12 protein-coding genes and 1 rRNA gene are annotated in these 10,868 nt (G+C 65.7%); 4 read left to right on the top strand and 9 right to left on the bottom strand.

Going from position 1 to position 10,868, the window contains the following annotated elements; all coding sequences use genetic code 11:
• The first annotated feature begins 128 nt into the window (after positions 1–128).
• From rrf to ABD301_RS21475, 3 genes are all read left to right on the top strand, one after another.
• Positions 129–245, top strand: a 5S ribosomal RNA gene (rrf, locus tag ABD301_RS21485).
• A 105-nt stretch (positions 246–350) separates the two neighbouring features.
• Positions 351–1,334: an adenosine deaminase gene (gene add / locus ABD301_RS21480; protein WP_163573068.1), complete on the top strand. Its 984-nt coding sequence runs from the start codon at positions 351–353 to the stop codon at positions 1,332–1,334.
• A 48-nt stretch (positions 1,335–1,382) separates the two neighbouring features.
• The gene (locus tag ABD301_RS21475) at positions 1,383–2,315 is read left to right on the top strand and encodes a GNAT family N-acetyltransferase (protein WP_279582859.1); all 933 of its coding nucleotides are present in this window, start codon (positions 1,383–1,385) and stop codon (positions 2,313–2,315) included.
• On the opposite strand, the gene ABD301_RS21470 is transcribed toward ABD301_RS21475, so the two are convergent.
• Positions 2,305–2,877 (bottom strand): TetR/AcrR family transcriptional regulator, encoded by a 573-nt coding sequence (locus ABD301_RS21470; protein ID WP_344312091.1) that lies wholly within the window; start codon positions 2,875–2,877, stop codon positions 2,305–2,307. The genes ABD301_RS21475 and ABD301_RS21470 overlap by 11 nt on opposite strands.
• Positions 2,878–2,970: 93 nt before the next feature.
• On the opposite strand from ABD301_RS21470, the gene ABD301_RS21465 reads away from it, so the two are divergent.
• Positions 2,971–3,393, top strand: a complete 423-nt coding sequence (locus tag ABD301_RS21465) for a hypothetical protein (RefSeq protein ID WP_163573039.1) — start codon at positions 2,971–2,973, stop codon at positions 3,391–3,393.
• Positions 3,394–3,482: 89 nt separating this feature from the next.
• On the opposite strand, the gene ABD301_RS21460 is transcribed toward ABD301_RS21465, so the two are convergent.
• The 8 genes from ABD301_RS21460 to ABD301_RS21425 form a co-directional block, all read right to left on the bottom strand.
• Positions 3,483–3,821, bottom strand: a complete 339-nt coding sequence (locus ABD301_RS21460; RefSeq protein ID WP_344312089.1) for a hypothetical protein — start codon at positions 3,819–3,821, stop codon at positions 3,483–3,485.
• A 137-nt stretch (positions 3,822–3,958) separates the two neighbouring features.
• On the bottom strand, positions 3,959–4,867 hold the full coding sequence (locus tag ABD301_RS21455) for a pirin family protein (protein ID WP_344312087.1): 909 nt from the start codon (positions 4,865–4,867) through the stop codon (positions 3,959–3,961).
• Positions 4,868–4,902: 35 nt separating this feature from the next.
• On the bottom strand, positions 4,903–5,157 hold the full coding sequence (locus ABD301_RS21450) for a DUF6510 family protein (RefSeq protein WP_344312086.1): 255 nt from the start codon (positions 5,155–5,157) through the stop codon (positions 4,903–4,905).
• Positions 5,158–5,159: 2 nt separating this feature from the next.
• A complete protein-coding gene (locus ABD301_RS21445) occupies positions 5,160–5,876 on the bottom strand; it encodes a ferredoxin reductase (protein ID WP_279582860.1) in 717 nt (238 codons plus the stop codon).
• Complete coding sequence (locus tag ABD301_RS21440; protein WP_344312084.1) at positions 5,876–6,475, bottom strand: sulfite oxidase-like oxidoreductase; 600 nt, start codon at positions 6,473–6,475, stop codon at positions 5,876–5,878. Before ABD301_RS21440 ends, ABD301_RS21445 begins: the two co-directional genes overlap by 1 nt.
• 16 nt (positions 6,476–6,491) lie before the next feature.
• The gene (locus ABD301_RS21435; protein WP_344312082.1) at positions 6,492–7,904 is read right to left on the bottom strand and encodes a dihydrolipoyl dehydrogenase family protein; all 1,413 of its coding nucleotides are present in this window, start codon (positions 7,902–7,904) and stop codon (positions 6,492–6,494) included.
• Positions 7,905–8,076: 172 nt separating this feature from the next.
• Positions 8,077–9,516: a hydrolase gene (locus tag ABD301_RS21430; RefSeq protein WP_163573042.1), complete on the bottom strand. Its 1,440-nt coding sequence runs from the start codon at positions 9,514–9,516 to the stop codon at positions 8,077–8,079.
• Between the two features lie 159 nt (positions 9,517–9,675).
• The gene (locus ABD301_RS21425; protein WP_344312080.1) at positions 9,676–10,839 is read right to left on the bottom strand and encodes an MFS transporter; all 1,164 of its coding nucleotides are present in this window, start codon (positions 10,837–10,839) and stop codon (positions 9,676–9,678) included.
• Positions 10,840–10,868 lie beyond the last annotated feature (29 nt).

The following is a 10,868-nucleotide window of genomic DNA, read 5'->3' as shown; positions in this document are numbered from 1 at the left end:
CGAGGACTTGACCAATTACCAAAGATTCATACTGCTGCGACTACGTTCACTATACGGTTCTGGAGGCACGCCCAGCACCCTTTCCTTCGCGGGAAAGTGTGAGTGCGGGTTTGTTAACTCCATAGCGTTTCGGTGGCCATAGCGAGAGGGAAACGCCCGGTTCCATTCCGAACCCGGAAGCTAAGCCTCTCAGCGCCGATGGTACTGCACTGGTGACGGTGTGGGAGAGTAGGACGCCGCCGGACTTACTTCATGACGGGGTCGCTTGTTTCGACAAGCGGTCCCGTCATTTTGTGCTCTGAAACAAAATCCGGATGCCGGCGCACATCGGGCGGCCTATTGTCAGCCTCATGCGCGACCTTCGCCAGCTGCCGAAAGCACATCTGCATGTCCACCTCGAAAGCACCGTCCGGTGGTCGACGCTCGCCGAGTTCGGCGCGGCGAACGGCGTGGACGTACCATCACACCGCGACGGCGAGGCAATGGATTTCGCCGATTTTCGGCAGTTCGCCGACTACAACGCGCTCGTACGCGACTGCCTCCGCCGACCCGAGGATTTCCGGCGAGTAGCAAGGGAATTCTGCGAAGACGAGGCGGCCCAGGGCACCCAGTACGCCGAGGTCACCTTTACCGCGGCCTCGCATGGCGAGCGGCTCGGTGACCTGGAGATGCCGCTCGCAACCGTCCTGGAGGGCTTGGCCGACGGGCAGCGGTTGACCGGGCTGGAATGCCAGGTGATTCTCGACCACTCGCGCCGCCGATCCGTCCAGCGGTGCCGAGAAACCCTGTGGCTAGCCGAAAAGTACGCCGGCGTGGTGGCGATTGGGGTGGCTGGCGAAGAGTCATACCCGCTCGAACCTTTTGCCGCCGTCCTCGAAGACGCTCGCGAGGCAGGAATCCACCTTGTTCATCACGCCGGCGAGGCCGAGGGCGCCGGGAGCATTCGCGAGGCCATCGATCGAGGTCACACCGAGCGGCTCGGCCACGGCATTCGGGTCCTGGACGACAATGAGCTGGTCGCGCGCGTACGGGACAGCCAGCTGGCGCTGGAGGTCTGTTCGTCCTCGAATGTGGCGCTCGGTTTCGCCAAGTCGTACGCGGACCATCCGCTGCCGCGGCTTGTCGACGCAGGCCTCACAGTCACCCTCAACACCGACATCCCGAACGTTCTCGGCATCACGCTGACCGACGAATTCTCCCGCGTACGCGAAATATTCGGCTATGACGACGAAACCCTGGCCGGCTTTTCCCGAGCCGCTGTCGACGCGTCTTTCGCGCCCGCGTCCACACGTACTCGCCTTCACCAACAAATCACCTCTTGGCTGGCGACCTGACCGGAAAACGGTTCGACGGCTCTGCGCAGTCCTGGAACAGTGGCAAACATGGACCTTCTGACCGCCGCGGACGTACGGCTGATGCAGGAACTGGCGCAGCGTGTCACCGCCGTCCGCCCGGATCTGATCGGCAGCGATGCGTCGTACGGTGAGCTGGCCTGGAGCTGGGGAAAGGGGTACGCGAGCGACGGCGCGACCTGGCAGCGCCAGCTGTGGTTCGCTGGCGGTGATCTGGTGGCGTGGGGCTGGGCCCAGCTGCCGCACCAGGTGAGGCGGAGCGACGGGTCGGTGAAGGACGTGACCGACGCCTATCTGGCGCATCAGATTCACCCCGATCACGCTGGTTTGGTCGACGAGGTGATCGACTGGTACGACGGCGTTGCCGCTGGCCTCGTGCGGACAGTGCTGCCGAGTTCGGCCGACGAGTTCGCCCTGCGGCGATGGGCCGCGCACGGCTACCAAGACGATCCGGCCGCCCTGGGCGACGCCGGGTCCTGGACGCAGCTCAACCAACGGGACCTCGTCGACCTGGAAGAACCGGCGCTGCCGGCCGGATTCCGGTTCCGTACGGCGGACGAGGCCGGCCCGGAAGCCGCGGTGCAGGCTCATCTCGACGCCTGGGCGCCATCGAGCTACACGGCGGAGGGTTACCAGGGCGTACGAGAGATGGCGGCCTATCGAGGCGACCTGCATCTTCTGGTGGAGGCGCCGGACGGCACGATGGCGTCCTCGACGATCATGTGGCTCGATGAAGCGAACAAGACAGCCGAGTTCGAGCCGGTCGGAACGCATCCGGGCTACCGGCGGCTGGGACTCGGGCGAGCGATGCTTCTGCATGGGATGCACCTGACGCGGGCGGCCGGAGCGACCCACATGACGGTTGCCTGCCTGGGAGCGCCGGGGCATCCCCGGGCACGCGGGCTCTATGACAGCGTCGGGTTCCAGGAGATCTCGCGGGACGCGCCACTCATCAAAAGCTAACCGGATAGCGGCTTCGGGTGAGGTCCGCGGCCGTACGGGCGGCTCGCTCGAAAGGGTCGAGCGTGCCGGCGGCCCGACACAGCACGTGCGCGCCCTCGAGCAAGGTGATCAAGGTGGCGGCGAGGTCGGTGGCCTCGCCGGACGGAACGCCCGCGGCGGCGAGCCGCTCCGCGAGCTGGTCGACCCAGGAGGCAAAAGCGGTGGCGGCGACCTCCCGAAGCGTGCCGTCGTCGCCGGGATCGACGGTGACGGCCGCGACCGCGCAGCCGCCTCCTGAGGCCGAGGCCTCGACGACGGGCCTGATGGCCGCGAGGAAGGCCTCAACGACGGCTGGCGGGCTGTCCGCCGGCAGTTCCGCCAAATGCGCTCGTACGTCCTGGCCATTGCGCGCGGCGGCCTCGGCGACGATTTGCGCCTTGCCGCCCGGGAAATGGTGGTAGATCGCGCCGCGGGCGGCCCCGCTGCCGTGCAGCACGCCGGTGAACGACATGCCGGCGACCCCCTGTCGCTGCAGCGCCGCCACCGTCGCCTCGATCATCCGGGTACGGGTGTCGCCTGCCATTGGATCTGCCCCCTTGACTAGTACGGCCATCCTACTGCATGCTGACAGCACTAGTACGGACGTACTAGCTAGTCTCTAGTGAAGGGTTCTTTCATGCCGATCACCGTCACCGCCCCGCAGGGCGTACTCACCACAGCCGGCGAGCGCGAGATCCTGCCGCGGTTGACCGCCGCGCTGGTCGAGGTCAGCGGCCTCACCGGCAACACCGCCTTCACGGCCATGGTTGGCGGCACCGTGCACGTCCTCGCGCCGCAGCACATCTACGCCGGCGGGATCAACCGCCCCGTGGTGATGGTCGAATTGAAGCTGCCGAACATCGGGCTCGGCACGGTCCAGGCGCGGGCTGCTTTTATCCAGGCCGCCACCAAAATTGTCGATTCGTCCACAGTGGACGGTCATGACCGCGGGAACACCTGGGTCAACATCCTCAACGCCCCCGATGGTGGCTGGGGACTCGGCGGCGAAGCGTACACCGGCGAGGACCTCGTCGCCGCCATCACCGCTGGCGTCCACTAGCCGCCTTGGAAGGTCGCCCTCATCCGAATGTCCCCCATGCGTTCAACGCACGCATGGGGGACATTCGGCCAACCGAGGGTCAGAAGTTGCTAGTTGATGTGCAGCGTCCAGATATGGACCGAGTTCTGGAAATAGAAGTGCTGGTATTTGTGGAATGGCTGGGTGCAGTGAATGCAACTGTTGAGTGGGGCGTCGAAGACGAAGTAGCCGGCGTTGTTGCCGCTGTCGAAGGTCCAGACCTGTTCATCGACGTTGATATTTCCGGCATACGCATAGCAGAAATGACCTGCGAACGCGTCGATTTGAGCGAATTCGGTGGAGGTGCAGGGCACGCCCTGAGTGGCGGGTGCGGCGGTCGCCGGTGCCGCGATCATCAGGATCGCGGCAGCTACGGCAATAGCGCCAGCCAGGCGTTTGAATAACGACATCGCAGGTGGATCTCCGTTCAACTGTCTGGGTGACGGTGTCGCGGGTATTGTGCCGGCGATGGACAAAACGCACCATTGGTAAATGTCATCACATCGATGCGACTACGGTCACGATCGGTGCGAGCGCGACTTTCTGGTCAGGCGCGATGACGCGGAGTGAGGCGGACGGCGGGCAGCGGCGGGGCTGGGATCCGGTCGCTGCCGTGCCCGGCGACCAGGCCGAACCGGTCGTGGTCGTGGGTTTCCCAGTCATCGCGGGCTGCCGCGATTTCCTGGTGGCTCCGGCCGACGAAGTTCCACCACATCACCAGGTTGTCCGGGAAAGGCTCGCCGCCCAGCAACAGCACCCGAGCCGTCCCGTCGGTGCCCAGTCGGAGCTCGTCGCGTCCGGTGCCGAGATAGAGCAGCAGGCCCGGCTCGACCGACTGGCCGGCGATCGTGACGAAGCCGTCCAGAACCAGGGCGGCGTGCTCGAAGTCCTTGCGTAGTGGGATGGTCGCGCTGGCAGTCAGCGCGAGGTCAGCGCCGAGCAGCGGTGTGTACGCGGTCGCCGGTGAGGTGGCGTCGCCGAGCGCGCCGATGATAACGGTCGCGACGAGACCTTTTGTCTCGTACGCTGGCAAATCCGGGTGCCGTTCGAAAGCCGGCTGGCCAGCCGCGCGGTCCGCCGGTAACGCCACCCAGAGCTGCAGAGCGTGCAGGAGTTGGTCCCCGGTCAGGGAAAACTCCGAGTGTGCCACCCCACGACCGCTGGTCATCAGGTTGAGCTGCGACGGCCGCAGCACAGCGTCGCTGCCGAGGCTGTCCCGGTGCCGGATCTCGCCGGTCAGCGGCCAGGTCACCGTCTGTAGGCCGATGTGCGGATGCGGCAGCACCCGCATTTGGGTCCGCTGCGGGCCAAACTGGTCGAGGAAACACCACGCGCCGACGGTCGGCAGCGCGCGCTGCGGGAGGGTTCGGCGTACGGACATCCCGCGGACTCCGCCCAGCGGCACCTCGCGCGTCTCGTATCGCTCGGCCACCGGCCGCTCTTCCAGATTTGTCACCCTCAGAGGGTAGCTTCGTCGTCGGCGAACGAGCTTCAGGCGGGGATTCGCAGGTGAGTCATGCCGGTGAAGTCGAGGCAAAGCTCGCCCTGCACGCGTACCAGCCGCAACATGACACTCTCGCAGCCGGGACAGCGTGCGATGGCGTCCTGCGCGTGCCAGAAAACGCGTAGTGACGCGACAACCCCTGCGCGACCGCAGCCAGCGCAGGTGCTGACCGCGGACGTCACGTCGACGGCGAAGATCTCCGAGAGCGGGCCGGCCAGCGCGTTTCCGTCCTGATATGCCATTTCTATCCGAACCTCTCGGTTTTCACCCGCTGCGGATCGTGGCCGACCGCGACCAGGATGTCGGCGACTGTCTCCACGAAACCGGTGGGACCACACACAAAACACGTTGGCTGGAAGTCTGGTGGCCAGCCATGTGTGGTGACGTCTGGCAAACCGATCCGCTTGGCCGGCCGGCGGGCTTGCTCGGGCGCTGTCCGGGTGTGGACATAAGCGATGTCCAGGCCGGGTGCGCCGCGCCGAAGCTCGGCCGCGTAATAAACGTCTTCGGGCGTACGCACCGAATAAATCAGCCGGAAGGGCACCCGGCTGCCGGCTTCCCGGCGCGCTCGGATCATCGCCATCAGCGGCACGATCCCGGAACCGCCGGCCACCAGCAGCACCGGCTCGGTCGCGGTCGGCCGCCAGACGAACCAGCCGCCCACCGGGCCGCGCAGCTCGATCGGATCGCCCGGCGCGAAAACGTCAGTGAGATAAGGAGAAACCTCGCCATCGGAGAGCCGCTGCACGGTCAGCTCGATGCGATCGCCGTTCGCTGGACCCGCGACGGAATAGCTGCGCTGAGTGGAATAGCCGTCCTCGGCGGTCAGTCGTACGTCCACATGTTGCCCAGCGAGGTGTCCCGGCCAGTCCGGCACCTCCAGCACCAGCGTGTGCGCCGAGTCGGTTTCCGGCCGGCTTTCCACCAGCTTGGCCACCCGCCAGGCCAGTCGGGGAGCCATCAGTCTCCTCGGTAACGTTGCTCGAGCCACGGATCGCCGTAGTTGTGATATCCCACGGTTTCCCAGAAACCCGGTTCGTCTTCCAGCAGCAACTCGATGCCGTGAATCCATTTGGCGGACTTCCAGAAATACAGGTGCGGCACCAGCAACCGGGCCGGGCCGCCATGCTCAGGATGCAGATCATCCCCGTCGTACTGGTAAACCACCCACGCCTGGCCGTCGAGCAGATCCTCCAGCGGGAGGTTTGTCGTATAGCCGCCGTACGAGTGCACCAGCGCGTAATCGGCGGCGCTCTCGACGTCTTCCATAAGGGTGTCGAGTGAAACACCTTGCCAGTTCGTCCGCAGCTTCGACCATTTGGTGACGCAGTGGATGTCGACCGTCGGCGTTTGGCTGGGCAGCGCGAGCAAATCAGCCCATGACCAGGTGTGTTTCTGGCCGGTTTCGGTGGTGATGAGGAATTCCCATCGGTCCGTCCGAATCCGCGGTGTCGGGCCGGCCGAGAGCACCGGAAAATCCTCCGCCAAATACTGCCCAGGCGGCAGCTTGACCTCAGCGCCACCTCGCCGGCCTCGAAATCCCGGCGTCACGATCGCCATGGCGCTCACCCTACCTTCAGAGGCCGTACGTCTCCAGAAGGCGAAGCCAGATCTCGCTGACCGCCGGATAGGACGGAACGGCGTGCCAGAGTCGAGACAGCGGGACCTCGCCGACGACCGCGACGGTGGCGGCGTGGATCAGCTCGCCGACGTTGGGGCCGGTGAGCGTCACTCCGACAATGACATCGCGGGTGATGTCGACAACCATTTTCGCGGTGCCGTCGTAGCTATCGGCATAAAGGGAGGCACCGGCCACCCGGCCGATCGGATATTCGACGGCCCGTACCCGCAGGCCGGCCGCGCGAGCCTGTCGTTCGGTCATCCCGACCGCGGCGACTTCGGGATGAGTAAAGACAATCTGCGGCACCGCCGTACGATCCGCTGTCGCCGTCCACGGGACGTACGGCTTAATTGGCAATTCCTGTTTCTGTGCGCGAGCGACAATAGCGGCTGCACACACGCGGGCCTGGTATTTGCCCATGTGGGTGAGCAGTGCCCGGTGATTTACGTCCCCAGCCGCGTAGAGCCAGCCGCCGTCGACGGCGGTCACCTGGCAGGTGTCGTCCACGTCCAGCCAGCTGCCCGGCCGCAGCCCGACGGTTTCCAGCCCGAGGTCGTCGGTCTTGGGCCGGCGACCGGCGGCGGCCAGCAGCTCGTCGCACTCCAGCGTCTGGCCGTTGTCCAAGGTCACGACCACCATGCCCGCTTCCCGTACGACGTCGGTGGCCTGGACGCCGGAGCGTACGTCCACACCGGCCGCCTTCAGCCCCGCTTGGACCGCCTTGCCAGCGAGCGGCTCCAGCCCGCCGAGCAGTCCGCTGCGTACGAGCATGGTGACCTGCGAGCCGAGCGCGGACCAAGCGGCCGCCATCTCGCACCCGACCACCCCGCCACCGATCACCACGAGCCGGCCCGGCACGGCCTGCGCCGAAGTCGCTTCACGACTGGTCCACACGCCGATGTCCGCGATGCCCTCGATTGCCGGCAGCGCCGCGTCCGAGCCGGTGCACAGGACGACCGCGTGGGCCGCGGTCAACTCCGCTTCGCCGACCGTGACCTGCTTCTCACCGGTCAACCGGCCATGTCCGCGGACGACCGTGATGCCGGCGCCTTCCGCCCACGCGACCTGGCCGTCGTCCTTCCAATGCGTCGCAAAATCGTCCCGCCTCGCCAGCACCGCCGCCGCGTCCAACGTGCCGGTCACCGCCTCCCGCGACCCGGCGACCGCCTTCGCGTCCGCGAGCGCGGCGGCCGGCCGCAGCAGCGCCTTGCTCGGCATGCAGGCCCAATATGAGCACTCCCCGCCGACCAGCTCGCTCTCCACCATCGCCGCCGACAGGCCCGCCTCCACCACCCGAGCGGCCGCGTTCTCCCCGGTCGGCCCGCCACCGACCACGATGACGTCGTACTGGTGGCTCGGCTCGCTCATGAACTCTCCTCATGCCGTCGCGGGTGCGCGGCATCCATCTTCCCGGCGAGGAACGGGGTTCGCCCCTGGGGGGCCCGAGTCGCCGAGTGTGGGACTTTGTACCTCCCTCAGTGCCGAGTGTGGGACTTTGTTCGGCGCTCGGCGCCGGGGCCAGCAGCGTGATGGAGAAAACCTAAGCAGCGGTAACGGCGACATCGTCCAAAACAAAAGCGGTCTGCTTGATGCTGCCCTCGGTTCCGGCGAAGCGAAGGGTCACAGTTTGGCCCGCGTACGCGGAAACGTCGAAACTGTGTTGCAGGTAGCCGGAATTCGGGTTCACGTTGGTGTAGGTGGCCACTGTGGACAGTACGGCTCCGGAGGTGTTCAGCAGCTGGACATTCATCGTGTCGTACGCCTTGGTGCCGGTTTCGGCGGTGTCGATGTGGAGCCAGAAGGACAGGGTTGAGGTGCAGTTGGCGGGAAGGGCGACGGACTGGGAGAGGGTGTCCGTGTGGGCTGTGCCGAGGCCGTCGAGGCGGGCGTCCCAGGTGCCGGTGTGGGCTGGTTCGGCGGTGCCGTGTTGGGCGATGACCCCGCTGCTGGCGGTCCAGGTGGTGTCGCCGGATTCAAAGCCCGGGTTGGCCAGTTTCTGGCCTGGGCTGGTGCAGTCGTTGGTCCCGCCGCCACCGCCGGTGCTGGCGGCGGCCAGCCAGGCGGTCGCGTTCAGGCCCAGTGCGGCGTTGTCCGCGGTGGGGTCGGTCCAGCCGTTGAAGAGGGTGTTGCCGGACTGGCCGGTGCCGTCGTCGATGGTGGAGCTGTCACCCCAGATCGCCACTCGGCCGGAGCCGAACGTGCTGGTGACGAAGAACGCGTTGGTGTTTCCCGGGGTGGCGGTGCTCAGGTAGAGAAGGCCTTTGACGGCTGGATTGTCGGCCGGTTTCAGGGTGAAGGTGGTGCCGTTCGCGATCAGGCTGTGGTGCACCGTCCCGAAGGATCCGTTGAGGACCGGGTTGGTGGAGTCGCTGATCGCCACCGGGTGGTCGCTGCCGATGTTCTTCAGATCGACCGAGAAACCGAACGGGTCGGTGTTGTCGACGCCGTTGTTGGTCATCAAATCGTTGATGATGGCCGGCGAGTCCTTGCCGTCGTTGTTGCGGTCGCTGCCGTTGTGGTCGGATACCAGGAAAAGTCCGCCACCATTCTGGACGAAATGCAGCACCGCGGCCTTTTCCGCCGAGCTGAGCAGGACGTTCGGCTCGGGCAGCACGAACTCGTCGAAATTCGACAGGTCCAGTGCGTTGCTGGTGTTCCCGTACGTGATGGTGTTGCCAGCCGGCAGGGTTTTGAGGCTGTATTGGCCGGTACGCTGCAGTGCGACACCCCACGCGGAAATGGCGCCGGTCCAGTCGGTTTCGGCGACCGGCGCGGCTTTCTGGGCGGTCGGATCCGGTTGGCTGGTGCTGATGATCCAGTCGGCGTTGCCGGCGGTCTCGGCCTTGGTGTTGTCGAAAAGGATCCGGTGCACGGTGGCGGCCCCGGCTGGTGCGGCGGTTAGCGCGGCACCGACCGAGGAAACCAGCAGTGCGCTGGCGACCGTCGCCACGACTCGTACGGGCAGCGGGATACGGGGCATGGATGACCCTTCCTGGACCACAGTGGGAATGCTCAAGACTGCCGCGTCGGGTCGACGACAAGGTGAACAACTAACGACATTCTGCGCCAGATCGGTGGTTGTCAACGTTGTTCCAAATAAATACGTGCCGTTGTCGACGAATTCCGCAAAATTTCCGGACTACGTAACCGAAACGTCCGGTTCTGGCCAGCGTGCGACGTTGGCGAACAACACCGCGATCAGGGCGACCGCACCGCCGCAAAGCATCACGATCGAAGGTGAGGTGGCGTCCACGACTATGCCGCCGAGCAGTGCACCCACTGAAATCGTCGCTTGGAAGGACGACGTGAAAAGTACGGTGGCCACTTCCGGCGCGGCTGGGGCGGCTCGGGAGAACCAGGCCTGCGAGCAAACTGGTACGGCGCCATACCCCATTCCCCACATGATCAGCAGGCCGAGCGCGCCGGCCGGTGATCCGCCGAATATCGGCAACAACAGTGTGGCTCCGGCCAGCAGTGCGGCACTTAAAGGAAAAGTCGGCCAACGAGCGGCCAGAAAGGTGCCGACGATGCCGGCGCCGCCGTACCCCAGCAGGAAGGGGCTGATCAGGCCAGCGTCGAGATGGGTGACCTGGTGGAGGAACGGCGTCACATATGTGTACGTGCCGAAATGCGCGAGAACCAGTAGAAATGTCACGACCAATGCTGGCCGTGCTTTCCTGCTGCGCAACACATTCCACAAGCTGGCAAGGTCCGTCGCGTGGACGGCTGGCAGTGGTGGCAACAAGATGATCAGTGCCACCACCACACCGACTGTCAGAATTCCCATCACCAGGAAAGCCGCACGCCAGCCGGCCAACTCACCGATCAGGGTGCCGGCTGGTACGCCCAGGACCGAACCGAGCGGGACAGCGGCGAAAATCACCGCGGTGGCCAAGCCTTTCCGTGCCGGCACGAGCCGGTTCGACAGGCCGGCTCCGATCGACCAGAAGCCGCCGATGGTGAGGCCCACGAGCGTACGGGCGAGCAGCATCGTCCAGTAGGCAGCTGCCGTAGCCGCGAGAAAATCGGCCACCGCCAACAGAATCATCAGAACGCACAGCATGACCCGGCGATCGAGCCGGCCGGTGGCGACGGTGACGGCGGGCGCGGCGACGGCGGCGACGATTCCGGGCATCGTCATGGTCCAGCCCGCCACTCCAGCCGGGATGTGGAAAGCCGATGCGATCGGAGTCAGCAGGCCGATCGGCAGGATTTCGGTGGTGACGATGGAGAATATCCCCATCATGACGGAGCTGACGGCCAGCCAGCTGGCTAGTGGGCTGCGAGCTTCTACAGTTGACACCACTTCACTAGAACAGCGAAGGCCGTCTC

It is taken from the genome of Fodinicola feengrottensis (assembly GCF_039530045.1).
Lineage (GTDB): Bacteria > Actinomycetota > Actinomycetes > Mycobacteriales > HKI-0501 > Fodinicola > Fodinicola feengrottensis.
The sequence above is the reverse complement of the archived record's forward strand: the minus strand, read 5'-3'. Positions and strand labels throughout refer to the sequence as shown.

Excerpts from the sequence above, each read along its gene's own strand:
- add (WP_163573068.1), top strand. The coding sequence starts at position 351 with ATGCGCGACCTTCGCCAGCTGCCGAAAGCACATCTGCATGTCCACCTC.
- ABD301_RS21475 (WP_279582859.1), top strand. The coding sequence starts at position 1,383 with ATGGACCTTCTGACCGCCGCGGACGTACGGCTGATGCAGGAACTGGCG.
- ABD301_RS21470 (WP_344312091.1), bottom strand. The coding sequence starts at position 2,877 with ATGGCAGGCGACACCCGTACCCGGATGATCGAGGCGACGGTGGCGGCG.
- ABD301_RS21465 (WP_163573039.1), top strand. The coding sequence starts at position 2,971 with ATGCCGATCACCGTCACCGCCCCGCAGGGCGTACTCACCACAGCCGGC.
- ABD301_RS21460 (WP_344312089.1), bottom strand. The coding sequence starts at position 3,821 with ATGTCGTTATTCAAACGCCTGGCTGGCGCTATTGCCGTAGCTGCCGCG.
- ABD301_RS21450 (WP_344312086.1), bottom strand. The coding sequence starts at position 5,157 with ATGGCATATCAGGACGGAAACGCGCTGGCCGGCCCGCTCTCGGAGATC.
- ABD301_RS21445 (WP_279582860.1), bottom strand. The coding sequence starts at position 5,876 with ATGGCTCCCCGACTGGCCTGGCGGGTGGCCAAGCTGGTGGAAAGCCGG.
- ABD301_RS21440 (WP_344312084.1), bottom strand. The coding sequence starts at position 6,475 with ATGGCGATCGTGACGCCGGGATTTCGAGGCCGGCGAGGTGGCGCTGAG.
- ABD301_RS21435 (WP_344312082.1), bottom strand. The coding sequence starts at position 7,904 with ATGAGCGAGCCGAGCCACCAGTACGACGTCATCGTGGTCGGTGGCGGG.
- ABD301_RS21430 (WP_163573042.1), bottom strand. The coding sequence starts at position 9,516 with ATGCCCCGTATCCCGCTGCCCGTACGAGTCGTGGCGACGGTCGCCAGC.